Annotated in this window: 16 protein-coding genes; 9 read left to right on the forward strand and 7 right to left on the reverse strand. The window is 72.7% G+C overall.

Translation table 11 applies throughout. From position 1 onward, the window contains the following. Positions 1–113: 113 nt before the first annotated feature. Together ML5_RS11085 and glgA are read right to left on the reverse strand one after the other, a co-directional pair. On the reverse strand, positions 114–842 hold the full coding sequence (locus tag ML5_RS11085; RefSeq protein ID WP_013474745.1) for a class I SAM-dependent methyltransferase: 729 nt from the start codon (positions 840–842) through the stop codon (positions 114–116). Positions 843–930: 88 nt separating this feature from the next. After that, on the reverse strand, positions 931–2,124 hold the full coding sequence (gene glgA / locus ML5_RS11090; protein WP_013474746.1) for a glycogen synthase: 1,194 nt from the start codon (positions 2,122–2,124) through the stop codon (positions 931–933). A gap of 94 nt (positions 2,125–2,218) precedes the next feature. On the opposite strand from glgA, the gene glgC reads away from it, so the two are divergent. Both glgC and pgm read left to right on the forward strand, forming a co-directional pair. Continuing rightward, positions 2,219–3,451, forward strand: a complete 1,233-nt coding sequence (gene glgC / locus ML5_RS11095; protein ID WP_013285287.1) for a glucose-1-phosphate adenylyltransferase — start codon at positions 2,219–2,221, stop codon at positions 3,449–3,451. A 34-nt stretch (positions 3,452–3,485) separates the two neighbouring features. Further along, positions 3,486–5,129, forward strand: coding sequence for a phosphoglucomutase (alpha-D-glucose-1,6-bisphosphate-dependent) (pgm, locus tag ML5_RS11100; RefSeq protein ID WP_013474747.1), 1,644 nt, complete (start codon positions 3,486–3,488; stop codon positions 5,127–5,129). Positions 5,130–5,135: 6 nt separating this feature from the next. Here the strand turns inward: pgm and ML5_RS11105 are convergent, their stop codons facing one another. Further along, positions 5,136–6,065 (reverse strand): NAD(+)/NADH kinase, encoded by a 930-nt coding sequence (locus ML5_RS11105; RefSeq protein ID WP_013474748.1) that lies wholly within the window; start codon positions 6,063–6,065, stop codon positions 5,136–5,138. A 149-nt stretch (positions 6,066–6,214) separates the two neighbouring features. On the opposite strand from ML5_RS11105, the gene ML5_RS11110 reads away from it, so the two are divergent. From ML5_RS11110 to ML5_RS11135, 6 genes are all read left to right on the forward strand, one after another. After that, complete coding sequence (locus ML5_RS11110; protein ID WP_013474749.1) at positions 6,215–6,943, forward strand: sugar phosphate nucleotidyltransferase; 729 nt, start codon at positions 6,215–6,217, stop codon at positions 6,941–6,943. Then, a complete protein-coding gene (locus ML5_RS11115) occupies positions 6,940–7,836 on the forward strand; it encodes an NAD(P)-dependent oxidoreductase (RefSeq protein ID WP_013474750.1) in 897 nt (298 codons plus the stop codon). Before ML5_RS11110 ends, ML5_RS11115 begins: the two co-directional genes overlap by 4 nt. A gap of 49 nt (positions 7,837–7,885) precedes the next feature. Next, positions 7,886–8,893: an SDR family NAD(P)-dependent oxidoreductase gene (locus tag ML5_RS11120; RefSeq protein WP_013474751.1), complete on the forward strand. Its 1,008-nt coding sequence runs from the start codon at positions 7,886–7,888 to the stop codon at positions 8,891–8,893. A gap of 90 nt (positions 8,894–8,983) precedes the next feature. Next, on the forward strand, positions 8,984–10,273 hold the full coding sequence (locus ML5_RS11125) for an O-antigen ligase (RefSeq protein WP_013474752.1): 1,290 nt from the start codon (positions 8,984–8,986) through the stop codon (positions 10,271–10,273). A gap of 20 nt (positions 10,274–10,293) precedes the next feature. Further along, positions 10,294–11,592 (forward strand): lipopolysaccharide biosynthesis protein, encoded by a 1,299-nt coding sequence (locus ML5_RS11130; protein ID WP_013474753.1) that lies wholly within the window; start codon positions 10,294–10,296, stop codon positions 11,590–11,592. A 53-nt stretch (positions 11,593–11,645) separates the two neighbouring features. Then, positions 11,646–12,983, forward strand: a complete 1,338-nt coding sequence (locus ML5_RS11135) for a glycosyltransferase (protein WP_013474754.1) — start codon at positions 11,646–11,648, stop codon at positions 12,981–12,983. 61 nt (positions 12,984–13,044) lie between these two features. Here the strand turns inward: ML5_RS11135 and ML5_RS11140 are convergent, their stop codons facing one another. The 3 genes from ML5_RS11140 to ML5_RS11150 are packed head-to-tail and all read right to left on the reverse strand — an operon-like array spanning position 13,045 to position 16,600. After that, a complete protein-coding gene (locus tag ML5_RS11140; RefSeq protein WP_013474755.1) occupies positions 13,045–14,265 on the reverse strand; it encodes a glycosyltransferase family 4 protein in 1,221 nt (406 codons plus the stop codon). Then, on the reverse strand, positions 14,265–15,455 hold the full coding sequence (locus tag ML5_RS11145; protein WP_049800139.1) for a glycosyltransferase family 4 protein: 1,191 nt from the start codon (positions 15,453–15,455) through the stop codon (positions 14,265–14,267). The genes ML5_RS11140 and ML5_RS11145 overlap by 1 nt, the downstream gene beginning before the upstream one ends. Before the next feature lie 14 nt (positions 15,456–15,469). Continuing rightward, a complete protein-coding gene (locus ML5_RS11150; RefSeq protein WP_013474757.1) occupies positions 15,470–16,600 on the reverse strand; it encodes a DegT/DnrJ/EryC1/StrS aminotransferase family protein in 1,131 nt (376 codons plus the stop codon). 213 nt (positions 16,601–16,813) lie between these two features. Between ML5_RS11150 and ML5_RS11155 the strand changes: the two genes are divergently transcribed. Beyond that, positions 16,814–17,824, forward strand: coding sequence for a DUF389 domain-containing protein (locus ML5_RS11155; RefSeq protein WP_013474758.1), 1,011 nt, complete (start codon positions 16,814–16,816; stop codon positions 17,822–17,824). Here the strand turns inward: ML5_RS11155 and ML5_RS11160 are convergent. Beyond that, on the reverse strand, positions 17,787–18,221 hold the full coding sequence (locus tag ML5_RS11160; protein ID WP_013474759.1) for a hypothetical protein: 435 nt from the start codon (positions 18,219–18,221) through the stop codon (positions 17,787–17,789). The genes ML5_RS11155 and ML5_RS11160 overlap by 38 nt on opposite strands. Positions 18,222–18,382 lie beyond the last annotated feature (161 nt).

Below are 18,382 nucleotides of genomic sequence, written 5' to 3' on the forward strand. Positions count from 1 at the left end.
GAACGGGTGGCGGACTTCCGGCGGCCGGCCCCGGTGCCACGAACGGCCTCTTTCCGCGCCTCGGGTACAGGGTCGGCGGGCTCCGGGCGCTCTGGCCCGTCCGACAGCGACGTTCAGGTCGACCGCTGGGCGACGAAGACGAACTCCCGGCCGGGGCGGTCGGGCGCGTCCCGCACGTCGAGCACCCGGTAGCCGGCGGCGGTCAGGCTCGCCTCGACCTCGTCCCGGTCGCGGAACCGCAGCGTCGAGTCCGACGTGACGACGGCGCCGTCGGCCGGGAACCGGTACGTGAACCGGAAGGACACGAACGGCAGGTCCACAGCGGTGACCTCGAGACGTCGTTCCACCGGCCCGACGCCCGGCACGTCCCGGGTCACCGGCGCGCTGTCCGCCGCCCACTCTTCCCACGCGCGGCGCTCGGGACGGCGGGTCTCGAACACGAGGTGCCCGCCGGGCCGCAGCGCCGCGTGGACGCCCCGCAGGGTGCGCGCCCAGTCGTCGTCGGTGCGGAAGACCTGCGCCACGTTGCCGGTCATCACGGCCAGGTCGGCGCGCAGCGGTGGCAGCGTCGTGGCGTCGCCGTGCACCCAGCGCACGCGGCCTTCGCGGTTCTTCGACCGGGCGACGGCGAGGGACGCCCCGGCCGGGTCGACCCCCACGACGGTACGGCCGTGCCGGGCGAGCAGCAGGGCCAGGTTCCCGGTGCCGCAGCCGAGGTCGAGCACCACGCGCGCGTCCAGCTCGTCGGCGATCGCGAGGTACGCGTCCAGGTCGTCCCGGTCGCCGTCGAACGCGTCGTAGACCGGTGCGAGCCGAGGATGGGCGAAGATCGCATCCGGCATCCGGGGACTGTATCCGCTGGCCCGTGCCCGGGCGGGCTGTTAAGAAGGGGCCCTTCCTCTACCGGAGGCGTTAAGAAGGTGCCCTTCCTTACACGCCCACCGAGCGGTACACCTCGATCGTCTGGCGGGCGATCGCGTCCCAGGAGAAGTGCTCCACCGCCCGCCGCCGCCCCGCCGCCCCGAACGCGGCGATCCGCTCCGGGTCGGCCAGCAGCTCGTTCATGCGCGCGGCCAGGTCGGCCACGAAGCGCTCCGGGTCCAGCGGGGTGCCGGAGCCGTCACCGGCCTGCTCGATCGGCACCAGCAGCCCGGTCTCGCCGTCGGCCACCACCTCGGGGATGCCGCCGGTGGCGGTCGCCACCACGGCGGTCTCGCAGGCCATCGCCTCCAGGTTGACGATGCCCATCGGCTCGTAGACGGACGGGCAGGCGAAGACTGTGGCGTGGGTGAGCACCTGGATCACCTCGTGCTTGGGCAGCATCGCCGCCACCCAGATCACCCCGGACCGGGTGGCCCGCAGCTCCGCCACGAGACCCTCCACCTCGGCGGCGATCTCCGGGGTGTCCGGCGCTCCGGCGAGCAGCACCAGCTGGGTGTCGGCGGGCAGCTCCCGGGCCGCGCGCAGCAGGTACGGCAGGCCCTTCTGCCGGGTGATCCGCCCGACGTAGACCACGCTGGGCCGGGCCGGGTCGATGCCGAGCCGGTCGAGCACGTCGGTGCCCGGGTCCGGGGCGTACTGCGCGGTGTCGATGCCGTTGTAGACCACGCGTACCCGGTCGGGGTTCACCGCCGGGTACGCGGTGAGCACGTCGCGGCGCATGCCCGCGCTCACCGCGATGATCGCGTCGGCGGCCTCGAACGCGGTCCGCTCGCACCAGGAGGAGAGCGCGTACCCGCCGCCGAGCTGCTCGGCCTTCCACGGGCGCAGCGGCTCCAGGCTGTGCGCGGTGACCACGTGCGGCACCCCGTGCAGCAGCTTCGCGGTGTGCCCGGCCAGGTTGGCGTACCAGGTGTGGCTGTGCACCACGTCGGTGCCGCCGGTCCCGGCGGCCATCTCCAGGTCGACACCCATGACGCGCAGCGCGGCGTTCGCGCCGGCGAGCGGGGCCGGTTCGGCGTACGCGGTGACACCCTGCTCGTCGCGGGGCGCGCCGAAGCAGTGCACCCGCACGTCGGCGAGCCGGCGCAGCTCACGGGCGAGGTATTCCACGTGCACCCCGGCGCCGCCGTAGACCTCCGGCGGGTACTCGCGGGTGAGCAGGTCGACGCGCATCGGTGCCATGCCCGCACCCTAGTGCAGAGCCGGGTGTCCCACGCGGTGCGCAAGTGTGGGCGTCCGAGTGGTGAAGTCGGTTCCGGGTCGTTAGCGTCTGAGCATGGCTGCCAAGGTGCTCGCGATCGTCCTGGCCGGCGGGGAGGGCAAGCGCCTGATGCCCCTGACCACCGACCGGGCGAAGCCCGCCGTCCCCTTCGGCGGGATGTACCGCATGGTCGACTTCGTCCTGTCCAACCTGGCGAACGCCGGCTTCCTCAAGATCGTCGTGTTGACCCAGTACAAGTCCCACTCGCTGGACCGCCACATCACCAAGACCTGGCGGATGTCGACGCTGCTCGGCAACTACGTCACGCCGGTGCCCGCGCAGCAGCGCCGCGGCCCGTGGTGGTTCGCCGGCTCGGCCGACGCGATCTACCAGAGCTTCAACCTGATCAACGACGAGCAGCCCGACTACGTGATCGTCTTCGGCGCCGACCACATCTACCGGATGGACCCCCGGCAGATGGTCGACGACCACATCGCCTCCGGCGCCGGGGTCACGGTGGCCGGCATCCGGCAGCCGCTGTCGACGGCCGACCAGTTCGGCGTGATCGAGGTCGGCGAGGACGGCAAGCGCATCCGCGCGTTCCGGGAGAAGCCCACCGACGCGGTCGGGCTGCCCGACGCGCCGGACGAGATCTACGCCTCGATGGGCAACTACGTGTTCACCACCAAGGCGCTGTGCGAGGCGGTGGAGCGCGATGCGGCGGACAAGACCAGCAAGCACGACATGGGCGGCAGCATCATCCCGATGCTCGTCGAGCGCGGCGAGGCAAACGTCTACGACTTCAAGGACAACGAGGTGCCCGGCAGCACCGACCGCGACCGCGGCTACTGGCGGGACGTGGGGACGCTCGACTCGTTCTACGACGCGCACATGGACCTGATCAACGTGCACCCGGTGTTCAACCTCTACAACTTCGACTGGCCCATCTACACCGAGCAGCCGCCGTACCCGCCGGCCAAGTTCGTGCACGCCTGGGGCGAGCGCGTGGGCCGCGCGGTCAGCTCGATGGTGTCGCCCGGCTCGGTGATCTCCGGCTCGCTGGTGGAGAACTCGATCGTGGCGCCGAAGGTGAAGGTCCACTCGTGGGCGCACGTCGACGGCGCCGTGCTGATGGAGGGTGTCCAGATCGGCCGCCACGCGGTCGTCCGGCGCGCGATCCTGGACAAGAACGTCCACGTCCCGGAGGGCGCCGAGATCGGCGTCGACCTGGAGAAGGACCGCCAGCGCTACACCGTGTCCGACAACGGCATCGTCGTCATCGGCAAGGGCCAGCGCGTCGAGCCCTGAGCATTCCCGCCGCATCCCCGAGGAGGATCCCGCAGTGGCCCACCCCCGTGCCGGCCAGCCCGCACAGCCCGACGACCTGGTCGACGTGCCCCGGCTGGTCACCGCCTACTACGCCGAGCACCCGGACCCGGACGACCCGGCGCAGCAGGTCTCCTTCGGCACCTCCGGGCACCGCGGATCCAGCCTGCGCAACGCCTTCAACTCCGACCACATCCTCGCCGTCACCCAGGCGCTCTGCGACTACCGGCGCGAGCAGGGCCTTTCCGGGCCGCTGTTCCTCGGCCGGGACACCCACGCGCTCTCCGCGCCCGCCGAGGCCGATGCGCTGGAGGTGCTCGCCGCCAACGACGTGACGGTGCTGCGCGACAGCCGCGACGGCTACACCCCGACGCCCGCGGTCTCGCACGCCATCCTCACCCACAACCGGGGGCGCACCAGCGGCCTCGCCGACGGCATCGTCATCACCCCGTCGCACAACCCGCCGTCCGACGGCGGGTTCAAGTACAACCCCACCCACGGCGGGCCCGCCGACACCGACGCCACGAAGTGGATCCAGGACCGCGCGAACGCCATCCTCGCCGCCGGGCTCAAGGAGGTGAAACGCATCCCGTACGCGCGGGCGCGCGCCGCCGCCACCACCGGGGAGTACGACTTCCTCGCCCGGTACGTGGACGACCTGCCCGCCGCGCTGGACATCGACGCGATCCGCGACGCCGGGGTGCGCATCGGCGCGGACCCGATGGGCGGGGCGAGCGTGGCGTACTGGGGCGAGATCGCCGAGCGGCACCGCCTCGACCTCACCGTGATCAACCCGCTCGTGGACCCGACCTGGCGGTTCATGACGCTCGACGGCGACGGCAAGATCCGGATGGACTGCTCGTCACCGAACGCGATGGCCTCGCTGATCGCCGCCCGGGACGACTACGCGGTCTCCACCGGCAACGACGCCGACGCCGACCGGCACGGCATCGTCACGCCCGACGGCGGCCTGATGAACCCCAACCACTACCTGGCCGTGGCGATCGGCCACCTGTTCCGTACCCGGGAGCAGTGGGGCCCGGCCGCGGCGGTGGGCAAGACGCTCGTCTCCTCCTCGATGATCGACCGGGTCGCGGCCGACCTCGGCCGTCCGCTGCTGGAGGTGCCGGTCGGGTTCAAGTGGTTCGTGCCCGGCCTGCTCGACGGCACCGTCGGCTTCGGCGGCGAGGAGAGCGCCGGCGCGTCCTTCCTGCGCCGCGACGGCGGCACCTGGACCACCGACAAGGACGGCATCCTGCTCTGCCTGCTCGCCGCCGAGATCATCGCCACCACCGGCCGTACGCCGAGTGAGCACTGGGCCGAGCTGGCCGACCGCTTCGGCGCGCCCGCGTACGCCCGCATCGACGCCCCGGCCGACCGGACGCAGAAGGCCGTCCTGGCGAAGCTGTCGCCGGAGCAGGTCACCGCCACCGAGCTGGCCGGCGAGCCGATCGCCGCGATCCTCACCACCGCACCCGGCAACGGCGCCGCGATCGGCGGCCTCAAGGTGACCACCGGGTCGGGCTGGTTCGCCGCCCGCCCGTCCGGCACCGAGGACGTCTACAAGATCTACGCCGAGTCGTTCCAGGGCCCGGAGCATCTGGCCCGGATCCAGGAGGAGGCCAAGGCGCTGGTCGACGGCGTGCTCGCCACCGCGTGAACCGGCTCAGCGGGGCGGGGGCAGCTCCCGGCGGCTGAGCTGCTCCCGCAACCCGTCCGGCAACAGCTCCCGCAACTGGTCGGGCAGCAGCGGCAGGTCCAGCAGGCTCAGTTTGAGCTGGTTGCGCTCCTGGTAGCGGCGCGGGTCGAGACGGACCACCCGGCCGGCGTCCTTGACGTACCGGATGTGCACCGAACCCTCCGTCGCCGCCTGCCGGATCAGCAGGCCGTCCATCTCCACCGCGACCGGCGCCGAGTCCGCACGCAGCTCCAGGTGCACCGTCTCGTGCGCGGAGAGCAGCACCGAGCGGGAGATCCCGGCCATCGGTGCGGACGGCGTTACCACCATCGCCTCCGTGGCCGGTGAGATCAGCGGCCCGCCGGCGGCATAGCTGTACGCGGTCGAACCGGTCGGCGTGCTCACCACCAGCGCGTCGCACCGGTAGTAGCCGTACCGCTGGCCGTCCACCGCGAGGGTGGCCGTGACGAAGCCGGCGCCGGGCTGCCGGACCAGGGCGATGTCGTTGAACGCCACCACGTCGTCGCCGCAGACGTCGCAGGCCAGGCAGGCGTGCGACTCGACGGTGAAGTCGTGCTCCACCAGCCGTTCCAGCGCCCGGGGCAGGTCCGGCGGCTCCACCTCGACCAGGAAGCCGACCCGGCCCAGGTGTACGCCGAGCACCGGCTTCGGGTCGCGGACGGCCATCCGCAGCGCGCCCAGCATGGTCCCGTCGCCGCCGATGCTGATCAGCGCCGCGCAGCGCCCGGCCAGCTCGTCCGCGGCGACCGCCTCGACCGAGGCGGGTACGCGCGCCCGGTCCTCGGTGCGTACCGCGAGCGTGATGCGGTGCCGGGCCGCCCAGTCCGCGATGATCCCCACCACCTCGGAGACGTCCCGGGTGGGGTGCAGCACCAGCCCCAGCACATCGCCCGCCACCGCTACAGCTCACCACAGCGGCGTGCCGCCCGCCGGGCTTACCAGGAGCCGTGAAGCCGGGACAGTGCCCCGAACAGGTGATTTCCGTACCCCCGTGCCGGTCCGGCTCGTTGGACGCGAGGTAGGGCGGGGGGACGAGTGGAGAGTCGATGCATGTCGTGATCATGGCGGGCGGCGCGGGCGTGCGGCTGCGTCCATACACCTCCACGCTGCCCAAGCCGCTCGTGCCCATCGGTGAGAGCTACGCGATCCTCGAGATCGTCCTGCGGCAGCTCGCCGACCGCGGCTTCACCCACGTCACACTGGCGATCAATCACCTGGGCGCCCTGATCCGGGCGTTCGTCGGCGACGGCTCCCGGTTCGGGCTGGCCGTCGACTACGTCGAGGAGGACCGGCCGCTGTCGACGATCGGCCCGCTCTTCGGCATCCGGGACCGCCTGCCCGAGCACTTCCTGGTGATGAACGGCGACGTGCTCACCGACCTCGACTACGCCGACCTGCTGGGCACCCACGCGCGCTCGGGCGCGCCGCTGACGGTGGCCACCTACCGGCGTACCGTCAAGATCGATTTCGGTGTCCTGGAGCTGGCCGGCGACAAGATCACGTCGTTCTCCGAGAAGCCGGTCCTGCACTATCGGGTGAGCATGGGCGTCTACGGGCTCTCCCGCAGCACCATCGCCCACTACCAGGTGGGGCAGCCGTTCGGGTTCGACCAACTGGTGCTGGACCTGCTGGGCCGGGGCGCACCACCGGCCGGCTACGAGTTCGACGGCTACTGGCTGGACATCGGCCGCCCCGAGGACTACGACGAGGCCAATCGGTGCTTCGGCGAGCTCCGGGACCTGCTGCTGCCCGCCGGCACCCCGGCCGGGTCATGATGCGTGTCCTCCTCTTCGGCGCCTCCGGCTTCATCGGCGCTCACGTACGCCGGGAACTGAACGCCACGGCGGACCTGGTGTGCCCGTCACGCGATGAGTGCGACCTGGTCGCCGCGACGCCGGAGGCGCTGCGGGCGTTGCTCGGCACGCTCCGGCCGGACGCTGTGGTCAGTTGCGCCGGAGCGGTGAGCGGCTCGGCCGAGGATCTGATCCGGGCGAACACGCTGACAACCGCCAAGCTCGTGGACGCGGTCGCCGACACCGTGCCCGGCGCGCGGCTGGTCCGTCTCGGCTCCGCCGCCGAGTACGGTCCGGTCCCGTCCGGCGCCCCGGCTGCCGAGGACCGTCCCGTGACGCCGGTCAGTGCCTACGGCGTGAGCCAGGCGGCGGCGACCCGGCTCATGGAGCTGGCGGCAGCGGCCGGCCGGGTGGACGCGGTAGCGCTCCGTGTGTTCAACCCCGTCGGTCCCGGCATGCCCCGCACGACACTGCTCGGCCGGGTGGCCGCCCTGCTGTCCCACCTCACGGCCGGCGAGGACCTGCGTACCGGCCCGCTGGACGCGTACCGGGACTTCGTTGACGTGCGGGACGTGGCCGCCGCAGTCAGGCGGGCGGTGACTGTCACCGCGCCGCGGGCCCGTGTCCTCAACGTGGGGAGCGGCCGGGCGGTGCCGGTACGCGATGCGGTCCAGCTGCTGGTGTCGGTGTCCGGCCGCTCGGTCCGCATCCGGGAGGACCGCCCACCGTCTCCCCGCTCCGGCGACGTGAGCTGGACATGCGCCGACGTCGGCCGGGCGGCCTCGGTCCTGGGGTGGGCCCCCGAACACGACCTGTCCGACTCGGTCGGTGCGCTGTGGAGCCAGACGGCTTTAGCGGCGACACCGGCTCGTTGAACCGACCGGTGCCGGTCCTGCCCGGACCGGTGAAGAGGAGGAGCGAACCATGACGGCAGACTCGACCGGCGGCCCGGTGGTGGTGACCGGAGCCGGTGGCTTCATCGGATCCCACCTGGTCGAGGCGCTCGCCGCCGCAGGCCACCGGGTACGTGCCCTGGTGCGCTACAACGGCGCCGGGTCGCACGGCTGGCTGGACACGTTCGGCCCGGACCAACTGGCCGGCGTCGAGGTCGTCGCAAGCGACATCCGCGACCGGGGGATGGTGCAGCGGCTCGTCGACGGCGCCTCCACCGTCTACCACCTCGCCGCGCTGGGCGGCATCCCGTACTCGTACCTCGCTCCCCAGTCCTACGTGGACACGAACATCACCGGCACGCTCAACGTGCTGGAGAGCGCGCGGACGGCCGGAGTGGGCCGGGTGGTGGTCACATCCACGAGCGAGGTGTACGGGACCGCCACCACCGTCCCGATGACCGAGCAGCACCGGTTGCGCGGTCAGTCGCCGTACTCGGCCTCGAAGATCGGCGCGGACAAGCTGGCCGACAGCTACCACCTCAGTTTCGGCCTTCCGGTGGTCACGCTCCGCCCGTTCAACACGTACGGCCCCCGCCAGTCCACCAGGGCGGTCATCCCCACCATCATCAGCCAGCTGGCGAAGGGTGGCGGGGTGGTCCGGCTCGGCGCGCTGCGTACCACCCGCGACCTGCTCTACGTGACGGACACCGTAGCGGCCTTCCAAGCCGTGGGCACGGCACCAGACGACGCGGTCGTGGGCGGCGTGTTCCAGGCAGCGACCGGCCGGGAGACCTCGGTCGGTGACCTGGTCCGCAAGATCGCTGCGATGTTCGGCGTCCAGCCGGAGGTGGTGGTCACCGAGTCCCGGCTCCGTCCCGCGGAGTCCGAGGTGGAACGCCTGCTCGGCGACGCCGGCCTGCTCCGGTCGCGGACCGGATGGCAGCCGGCCACCAGCATCGACGAGGGTCTGAAGGCGACGGTCGAGTGGTTCCTCGATCCGGCCAACCTCGTGCGCTACCGCTCCGATCGGGCGGTGTGACGGTTTTCCGCACGCTTGTGGGCGGCCCTTCGTTGCCCACTTCTCCACCTCGCCGGCCGGACGGCCGGCGCCGCAGGAGGCTTGAACGTGATGGTGATGCAGGACAGCCGCCGGTCGTCGGCGATCGGCACGGTCCGCGGCCCCGGCAGCCCCGGTGGGCTCGTCGGGGTGGAGACGCCGGCGTGGCGCACGAATGGTCTCGTCTCGGCGGTGCTGCGCGCCACCGCCGTGGTGCTGCTGCTCAACTTCGACCAGTTCCCGCGTCTGGTCGGCCGCGGGTTCCTGATCGCCGCAGTGGTGCTCGCGGTGCCGCTGCTCCTGCACGAGATCCTCCGTCCGGCCTCGCGTGCCCGGACCGTGATCTTCTGGACCCTCGTGGTCTTCGGCGTCCTCGCGGCGCCGGGGATCCTGCACCCCCCTGAGACGGACTACGGCCGGCAGAAGTTCCTGCTGCTCGTCACGTTGACCGTGTTCGCCACGCTGGCGGTGGCGGTGCTGCGCGGGCGACGCGATGTCGAGATGTTCGCCGCCGTGTTCGTGTTGTCGGGGGTGGTGCTCGCGATCGCCACGCTCAACGGCGATCCGCAGGACGGCCGGGCCGACGGCTTCGGCTCCAACCCGATCTGGCTGGCCCGGGCCATCGGCGGCGCGTTCGTCGCGCTCACCTGGCTCTACCTGCAGAAGCGGGTGGCGGCCTGGTGGGCGGCGGGCCTGGCCGTGCTCCTCGGCCTCGGTCTCCTGGCGACCGGCTCCCGGGGACCGCTCCTGGCCACCGTGGTAGCCCTCTTCGTCCTGGTGCTGGCCGGGTTCCGTCTGAAGATCCGGCGGGGTCGGCGCGAGTGGGTCGGTGTGGGTCTGATGGGCGCTCTGGTGGCCGCCGTCGTCGCGCTGCCGTCGATCCTGCCGCCCCGGGTCTACGCGCTCCTGACCGACCCGAGCGAGGAGCTGTTCGACACCGCCCGCGCGGAGATGCGCGAGGTCAGCGTGCCGATGATCGCCGAGCATCCCGGTGGTGTCGGCTACGGCAACTGGGGCGACTACTCCGGCATGTTGATCCACAACTATCCGCACAACCTGTGGCTGGAACTGCCGGCCGAGGCGGGCTGGCTGGTGGGCGGAGCCTTCATCCTGGCCACGGTGGTCGTGGCGGCGGGGCTGTGGCGCGCGTCCAGACGCGACCCGGTCGCCGGGTTCGTGCTGGCCGTACTGGCGTTCAACGTGGTCGCGGTGTCGACCTCCGGAGACGTGAACGCCGGCCGTCCGCTCTTCGCCGCGCTGGCGCTCGGCGTGCTCGTGCTGGCCGGCGCGACGCTGCCCGCCGGCGTACGGGCCCGCGCCAGACGAGTCCGTACGCCGTCCGGCCGGGGGGTCGCTGGGTGAGGTGGCGGGCGCGGCTAGCCATGTCCAGCGGCCGACGCGGAGTACTCGGCATCGCCGCCGGATCGGCCGGCGGCCAACTGCTGGCGCTGGCGGCGGTTCCGCTGCTGACGAGGCTCTACCGCCCAGCCGACTTCGGCGTCCTCGCAGTGGTCGCCGCGCTCGTGGTCACGGTGGGCACGGTGGCCGCGCTCCGGTTCGAGATGGCCGTTCCGCTGCCCGAGCGCGAGGAGGACGCCCGTGCGCTGGTGCGGCTCGGTCTCGTCGCGGCCGCCGGCACGGCGGTACTGGGTTCGCTCGTCGTCGTGCTGGCGGGGGACCGGGTGGCCCGCTGGTTCGGTCAGCCCGAGCTGGCCCACTGGCTCTGGGTGGTGCCGCCCTCTGCCGCCGCGATGGGTGTCGTCCTCGTGCTCAACCAGTTCGCGGTGCGGCATCGGCGTTACGGGGCGATCGGCCGGCGCAACCTCTTCCAGTCTCTGTCGGTGGTGGTTACCCAGATCGTGGCCGGTGGGGCAGGGCTTCGTCCCGGTGGCCTGGCGCTCGGCTTCGGGTTCGGTCAGGTCGCGGCCGCCGCGGTCCTGCTCCGGGACGCCCGCCGGCCCGGCGCGGCCGCCGGGGCCGGCCGGCGGACGTCACGCCTGCCGGCGGTGGCACGTCGGTACCGGCGCTTCCCGTTTCTCCTGGCCCCGTCCGGTCTGCTCAACGTTCTCGGCACGCAGTTGCCGGTGCTACTCATCGCCTACTACTACGGCTCCACGGTGGCGGGTTGGTTGGGACTTACCCAGCGGGTGATCGCCATGCCCGCCGCCCTGGTGGCGTCCGCGGTGGCCCAGGTCTACCTGGGGGAGGTCGCCCGGATCGCCCGGGAACAACCCCGGCGCGGTCGGCGCGTGTTCCTCGACGCCAGCCGGAGACTGGCCCTGATCGCGGGTCCCGGCGCACTGCTCGTGCTGGTCGGCGCGCCGGCGGCCTTCAGCCTGGTCTTCGGTCCGCAGTGGCACAGCAGCGGCGCCTACGCCCAGGCCCTGGCCGTCTTCATGGCGGCTCAGCTCGTCGTCTCGCCGCTGTCGCAGACGCTCGTCGTGTTCGAACGCCAAGCTCTGCAACTCGCCTGGGACGCGGGCCGTGTCGCGGTGGTGGCGGGAGCCGTCTCGGTGGTGGCGCTCACGGGCGGGTCACCGCTGGCCGCGGTCTGGGTGTTCGGGGTGTCTGGCGCGCTGGCATACGGCGTCGGGTGGCTGATGTCGCTGCGGGTCGTGACGGCGGCCGGCCGGAACGCCGGCCGTGCTCGCCCCGCGCCGGAACTCGTGCCGCAGAGCTGAGGCATTCACGTTCTCCGTCACATCCTGTACGGAAAGAAATCGTTTATCCCTTCATGAGGAACGCTTATCCGGAGCCGGCACCGCGCCTGCTGATCGTCTCTTATCACTTCCCGCCGGCGGAGACAGTCGGCGCACGGCGGCCTGCGGCCCTCGCGGCGTTCGCGAAGCAGCAGGGGTGGGACGTCCGGGTGTTGACCGCAGTCGGGGCCGACCAGGGCGGCGCGCCCGTCCCGGTGCCCGAGGAGCACCTGATCCGGATCGCGCCGTCGCCGCGGCTCCGCCGGCCCGGCCGGAGTGCGGGAGAGCCGGTGCCGGACGGCGCCGCCCCACCGCCGTCCCGGCTCGGGCGGATCCGCTCCGGTGCCGATCGACTCCTGGTCAAGGCCGGCATGGAACTGTTGCTGCCGGATCCACAGCTCAACTGGATCCGGCCACCGGTACAGAACTTCGACCGGGGCGCCGCCGGATGGCGCCCGGACGTCATCCTGGTGTCCGGCCCGCCCTTCTCCGGATTCGTCGTGGCCGCCGCACTCGCCCGGCGGTTCCGGGTGCCATGGGTCGCTGACTACCGGGACCTGTGGTCCGTCGGCAACGAGTACTGGGTGCGCTCCGCACTGCGTCGAGCGGTCGACAAGAGGCTGGAGCGGCGCGTGCTGCGGAGCGTGGCGGCGTGCGTGACGGTCTCGGAGCCGCTGGCCGAGACGATCCACCGCACCTTCGGGGTGCAGACGCACGTGGTGATGAACGGCATCGACCGCCGGCCCGTACCGATGGAGTCCTTCGCGACCTCGGTCGGCGTCGAGGCGTCGGCTACCACACTGACGCTCGCACACACCGGCTACATCTATCCGGGAAAGCGTGATCCGAGCCCCCTGATCGACGCGATCGCCCTGCTCGGAGCGGACGCAGCGAAGGTGCACCTGATCTTCGCGGGGGAGGACCACGGCATCACCCGCGCCGCCGCCGAACGGGCCGGCGTGACCGACTCCGTCACCCTTCTCGGTCAGGTCTCGCCGGAGAAGTCGTGGCGGATCCAGGCGGACGCGGACGCGCTCGTCCTGCTCATGTGGAACGATCCGCGAGACGCCGGCACGGTGACCGGCAAGATCTTCGACTACCTCCAGGCCCGCCGCCCCGTCCTCCTGCTCGGCTACGAGCACGGCGTGGCCGCACGCCTGCTGCGCGAACGGAGCGCGGGGGTCGTGGCGAACGACCCGGCCGCGATCGCAGCCCGGTTGCGGGAGTGGCTCGCCGTGAAGGAACGCACCGGACGGGTGCCGGCAGTCCCGGCCGCTGCGCTCGACGGGCTGTTCCGCGAGGATCAGCTCGGCCGCTACCTCGACATCCTCCGGGACGCCGCGCGAGGGGGCGTCCGGCGTCCCGTCACCTGAACGGTCCCGACCGGACGGCGCCCGCAGCGGTCGATGCGTGTGCCGTCCGGTGCGCGGGATGTCAGCGTGCAGACGGAAGGGAAACCGGTGCTCTGCGGCCCACCCGGCCGGCGGCGGTCTCGGCGACGGTCCGGTAGAACGACGCCCGGCGGGCGTCGAGCGTCTCGGCAGAGAAGTCACGGGACCGGCGGAGGTTGCGGGCCGAGGCTGCCGCGAGCCGGTCCGGGTCGGCCAGTATCGCGGTCACTGTGGAGGCGAGCGCGGCCGGGTCGTCGGGCGGCACCAGGCAGTCCGGTTCGAGCAGCTCCGGAATGCCGCCGGCGGTCGAACCGACCGCCGGCAGTGCCCTGGCCATCGCCTCGATGAGCGCCCGGGGCAGGCCCTCGGTACGCGACGGCATCACGAACAGGTCCGCCGAGTCCAGTTGGCGGCGGACCGCGTCGGCGTCGGGTAGCGGGCCGGTGAAGCTCACCCGGTCGGCCACTCCCGATCGGGCGGCCAACTGCTCCAGATGAGGACGGTAGGCGCCCACGCCGACATGCACGAGCCGGGCCCGGGGCCCGTCGGCGGGCATCAGCGTCAGCGCGGAGATGAGCGTGTCGATTCCCTTGTAGAGCTGTTCGAGCGAGCCGACCGACACCAGTGTCGCTACTGGCGGAAGCTGCCGGACCGGCCGGGCCTGCGGCACGAACGCCGCCGGTGGCAGGTCGACGCTGGAGATGCCGGCCGTGGGCGTGGTCGGCAACGCGGGGTAGCGGAGTTGCAGCCGCCGTTCCGTCTCGTACGCCACGGCGGCGGCCTCGCGGCACTGCCGGCGCAGCGTCCGGGTGGACAGCGTGCGCAGCAGCGGCCGCAGCGGATGCCGGACCACCCCCGGGGCGAGCACGTCGTACGGATCCCCGATCACTTCGAGCGCGTACGGGAGGCGGGCCCGGTCGCGTGCCCGAGCCAGCAGTGAGCCGATCGGCGAGGGCACCCGGAGCACCACGGCGTCCCGGGGTTCCGCCGCCGCCGACACCGCTGCGGCGATCGCCCGCCGTCCCAGCAGGTAACCCCGAGGCCCGACGTAGTACGGCAACGCCCAGACGTCGACGCCGTCCCCGTCGACCCGGGCTGCGGCCGCCGGTCGCTGCGCGACGTCCCGCACCCGGGCGGCGACGCGTACGTTGTCGAAGGCGACCAGGTACCGTCGCCAGATCGCGTTGTCCGGGCCTGCTTCGACCCAGACCGCGCCGTCCGGAGTCCGGCTGAAGCGCGACTCCGATGTCACCACGACCCGCATCAGGCTCTCCCGCCGGTCCGGCAGGCGGCCTCCACCACGTCGGCGACATCGCCGGCGGCAAACGTGTTGTCGAAGTGCCGCAGCGCGAACCGCTGGGCCCGCTCACCCCGCAGCCGGAGCCGGCCGTCGGTGAACTCGTCGTAGGCCTGCCGCAGTCCGGCGACCAGCGCTGCCACGTCGTTGCGTGGCACCACCCAGCCGGTCGTCTCGTCGACGGTCTCGGGCAGACCGCCGGCGTCGCTGACGATGCTGGGCACCCCGGTGGCGCCCGCCTCACAGGCGGCGCCGTGTCCCTCGGACAGGGAGGGACTGACGCTCACGTCGGCGGCGCGGTAGCAGTCGCGCACGTCCGACACCGACGTCAGCCACGTCACGCTCGGGTCGCGATCGACCTCGAAGCGCTGGATCAACTCGCGCCGGTGCGCCTCTCCGGCCGCCGAGAAACCGGCGCCCACCAGGAGCAGCCGGGCGTCCGGGTGGGCGGCGCGGAACTCCCGCCAGGCCGCCAGCAGCACGTCGTGACCCTTGATGCCTCGGCCCTGGTGAACCAGCCTCCGGGGCGGATAGACGTAGGCGACCATGATGGCGACGAACGCGTCCTCCTCGATGCCGAGTTCGGCGCGCGCCTTGGCCCGCACCTCCCGCCGGTCGGCTGAGCCGGCCAGGTCGGCGAAGTGCGCGGTCCGGGCGCCGTAGGTGACGACCGGTCGCCGGGGCGCGGGACACCCGAGCGCGCCGTAGAGGCCCGAGGTGTGGCCGGTGCCGCAGATGGTGACGTCGTCGAGCCGCCACAACACCCGCTCGACGATTTTGATCAGCGGAGACTCCAGGTACAGCGGCCCGGCCACCATGTGCACCCGGCGCAGCGGCAGGCGCAGGCTCGCGAAGCGGGCGGCGAGCGCGGACGCGTAGAGGTGGTACTTCAGCACGTCCGGACGGAGCCGGCTGATCAGGCGGCGGAGCCGCCACAGGTCCCGCAGCGTCGACGGGCGCGGCCGGAAGCGGAAGTCGAACGGCGAGTCGTGCACCTCGACACCTCGCCGCCGCAGCTCCTCGGTCAGTCGCCCGGTCCGGCGCGGCAGGACCGCCACCACCTCGTGGCCACGGCGGCGGAGTTCCTCCACCTGCGGGACGATCCAGAGTCCGCCCTGGTCGGTCTTCAGCAGGACTACGACCCGCAGTGGGCGCATGGCCGCGCCGGCCGTCACCGGGCGTCCAGGAACTGCTCGACCGCGCCGACGACCCGCGCCAGGCGGTCGTCGTCCAGGGCGGAGCCGCTGGGCAGGGTGAGCCCTTGGGCGAACAGGCGGTCCGAGGCGCCCGTCACGACCGCCCGGCACCCGGCGAACACCGGCTGGCGGTGCATCGGCTTCCACACGTGCCGGGTCTCGATGTCCCGCGCGGCCAGGTGCGCCCCGAGTTCCGCAGCCGACCACCCGGTCCGCTCGGGGTCGACCACGATGCTGGTCAGCCAGCAGTTCGAGCCCTCGTCCCCGTCGCCGAGCAGACGTACCCCGGGCACGCCGGAGAACAGCTTGGCGTAGCGCTCGCGCAGCAGCCGGCGGCGGCGCATCATCCCGTCCAGCCGGTGCAGCTGCGCCCGGCCCAGGGCCGCGAGCAGGTTGCTGAGCCGGTAGTTGTAGCCCACGTCGACGTGCTCGTAGTGCGGCACGGGCTCGCGCGCCTGAGTGGCCAGGTGCCGGCAGCGGGCGAGCAACGCCTCGTCGTCGGAGAGCAGCATCCCTCCGCCGGACGTGGTGATGATCTTGTTGCCGTTGAACGACAGCGCGTTGAGCCGTCCGAAGGTGGCGGCCGGGCGTCCGCGGTAGGTGGCACCCAGCGCCTGCGCGGCGTCCTCGACCACCGGCGCGCCCGCCGCCTCGCACACCGGCAGCAGTTCGTCGTAGTCGGCGCACGTGCCGAACATGTCCGCGACCAGGACCGCAGCGACCTTCTCGCCGGCCCGGGTCAGCATGTCGAGCATCTCGGCGAGCGCGCTCACGTCCATGTTCCCGGTCGCCGGGTCGCAGTCGACGAAGACCGGCTCGGCGCCGGTGTAGACAGCGGCGTTGGCGGTGGCCGCGAACGTCATCGTCGGTGCCACCACCACGCTTCCCGGCCCGGCCCCCAGGACGAGGAGGGCGAGGTGCAGCGCGGACGTGCCGGAGTTGAGGGCCAGCGCGTGCTTCGCCCCGACACGTTCCGCCACCTCCCGCTCGAACGCCTCCACCTCGGGCCCGAGCGGCGCCACCCAGCCCGAGCGGATCGCGCGGAGGACGTAGGACTCTTCCAGGGGCCCGACATCGGGCGGGGACAGGTAGATCCGGCCGGTCATCGAGCCTCCGTCCCCGCAGTGGGATCACGGTCGTGGCAGCGAAGGGTCACGGACGGTAAAACGGTCGACCAGTCGAGGAGTGATGGCGTACGCCGGGTTCATGCCGAAAAGCACACGATCGTGCCGCGCGGCGGCGTCGGGTCGCAACACGTGCCCCTGGTACCGAGTAGAGTTCGGCGGCCCTGCCAGGAATCGACGATCCAGGAGCCCCGAGTGCTGCACCTGAGGGTGATCGCGCCGAGCGAACAGTCGTCAGCGGTCGTGGAACTGCTGGCCGCCGATCCCGGCGTCACCCACCTCGTGGTGCTGCCCGGCGCTGCCCGCCAGCCCGCCGGTGACTACGTCACCTGCGACGTCGTCCGGGAGAGCGCCGACGGTGTGCTGAGCCGGCTCCAGGAACTCGGCGTCGAGGCGCACGGCGCGATCGCCGCCGACGACGTGGAGCTGACCCTGTCCGAGGCGGCCGACCGGGCCGCCGAGGAGGCGCCCGGGCACGGCGAGGACGCCGTGGTCTGGGACGAGATCGCCGCGAAGACCGGCGAGCAGACGGTGCTCACCGGCACGTTCCTCGCCCTGATCGTGATGGCCACCATGATCGCCGGAATCGGCGTGCTGCTCGACCAGCCCATCCTGATCGTCGGCGCGATGGTGGTCGGCCCCGAGTTCGGGCCGCTCGCCGCGCTCTGCGTGGCGCTGCTACGGCGGCAGCCGCGCGTGGTCGGCCGCTCGGTGCAGGCGCTGACCGTCGGCTTCGTCGTCGCCATGGCGGCCACGGTGCTGAGCACCTGGGCGCTCACCGCGGCCGGCCTGGTCGGCCGGGACATGCTGTTGGCGGAACGGCCGATGACCGACTTCATCTGGCGCCCGGACGCGTTGTCATGGGTGGTGGGCCTGCTCGCAGGCGTTGCCGGCATGTTGTCGCTGACCTCGAAGAAGTCCGGGTCGCTCGTTGGCGTGCTGATCTCGGTGACCACCGTGCCGGCGGCGGCAAACGTGGCTGTCGCGTCCGCGTACGGCGTGTGGCACGAGGCGGCCGGCTCCGCCCTCCAACTGGTGATCAACCTGGCCGCTATCGTGCTCGCCGGACTACTCACGCTGGTGGTCCAGTTGTGCTGGTGGCGGCACGTCGCCCGGCGGGCCGCGCACGCTGTGCCGCGGCAGCGGGCCGATCAGCGACCCGGCCCGGTCACCGCCAGTCGTCGCCCGCGTCGAGACGGCGGCTGAGCAGCGCCGCCAGCGGCACCGACTCGCCGTCGCGACCGCCCCGGCCGACCACGAGCGGCGGCGCGCTGGGCCGCGGGTCGGCCCCGAGCAGCCGTGCTCGCAGACCCGGCAGCACGGTGAGCAGGTAGAAGCGCCCCTCGGTGTCCACCGCGCGGCTGTGCGCCCGGTCCACGTACCAGCCGGTGATCCGCGTACGGTAGCGCCCGCGCCCGTCATGGCCGGTAGCGGTCAGCCGGTCCGCACGCAACCCTCGCCGCAGCGCCTCGGCGGCGAACCGGGCCACGAGATCCGCGGCCTCCGCCTGCTCCGCCGCGCGTTCCCGGTCAGCGGCCGCCGCGTGCGCCCGCACCGCGTGGCGTCGCCGCTCCCGCCACCGCTCGTCCTCCTCGGCCCCCACGACGGCGAGGGTACGCGGAACCCGGGCTGCCCGGCGACGACGGCGGCCTCCGGGCCGGCGCGGACCGAGACACCCCTGGCCGCTCCCTCGCGCCAGTCGTCCCGCCCTGCCGCGTGTCAGCTTCGCGAACCGGCGCGTCGCGGTTGCCGAAGGGCACTGCC

Origin of the sequence: Micromonospora sp. L5, assembly GCF_000177655.2 — a bacterium.
In the GTDB taxonomy this organism is placed as follows: Bacteria; Actinomycetota; Actinomycetes; order Mycobacteriales; family Micromonosporaceae; genus Micromonospora; species Micromonospora aurantiaca.

Bases quoted from the DNA above. Each gene is read 5' to 3' on its own strand.
- ML5_RS11085 (WP_013474745.1), bottom strand. From the start codon at position 842: ATGCCGGATGCGATCTTCGCCCATCCTCGGCTCGCACCGGTCTACGAC.
- glgA (WP_013474746.1), bottom strand. From the start codon at position 2,124: ATGGCACCGATGCGCGTCGACCTGCTCACCCGCGAGTACCCGCCGGAG.
- glgC (WP_013285287.1), top strand. From the start codon at position 2,219: ATGGCTGCCAAGGTGCTCGCGATCGTCCTGGCCGGCGGGGAGGGCAAG.
- ML5_RS11110 (WP_013474749.1), top strand. From the start codon at position 6,215: ATGCATGTCGTGATCATGGCGGGCGGCGCGGGCGTGCGGCTGCGTCCA.
- ML5_RS11115 (WP_013474750.1), top strand. From the start codon at position 6,940: ATGATGCGTGTCCTCCTCTTCGGCGCCTCCGGCTTCATCGGCGCTCAC.
- ML5_RS11120 (WP_013474751.1), top strand. From the start codon at position 7,886: ATGACGGCAGACTCGACCGGCGGCCCGGTGGTGGTGACCGGAGCCGGT.
- ML5_RS11125 (WP_013474752.1), top strand. From the start codon at position 8,984: ATGGTGATGCAGGACAGCCGCCGGTCGTCGGCGATCGGCACGGTCCGC.
- ML5_RS11130 (WP_013474753.1), top strand. From the start codon at position 10,294: ATGTCCAGCGGCCGACGCGGAGTACTCGGCATCGCCGCCGGATCGGCC.
- ML5_RS11135 (WP_013474754.1), top strand. From the start codon at position 11,646: ATGAGGAACGCTTATCCGGAGCCGGCACCGCGCCTGCTGATCGTCTCT.
- ML5_RS11140 (WP_013474755.1), bottom strand. From the start codon at position 14,265: ATGCGGGTCGTGGTGACATCGGAGTCGCGCTTCAGCCGGACTCCGGAC.
- ML5_RS11145 (WP_049800139.1), bottom strand. From the start codon at position 15,455: ATGCGCCCACTGCGGGTCGTAGTCCTGCTGAAGACCGACCAGGGCGGA.
- ML5_RS11150 (WP_013474757.1), bottom strand. From the start codon at position 16,600: ATGACCGGCCGGATCTACCTGTCCCCGCCCGATGTCGGGCCCCTGGAA.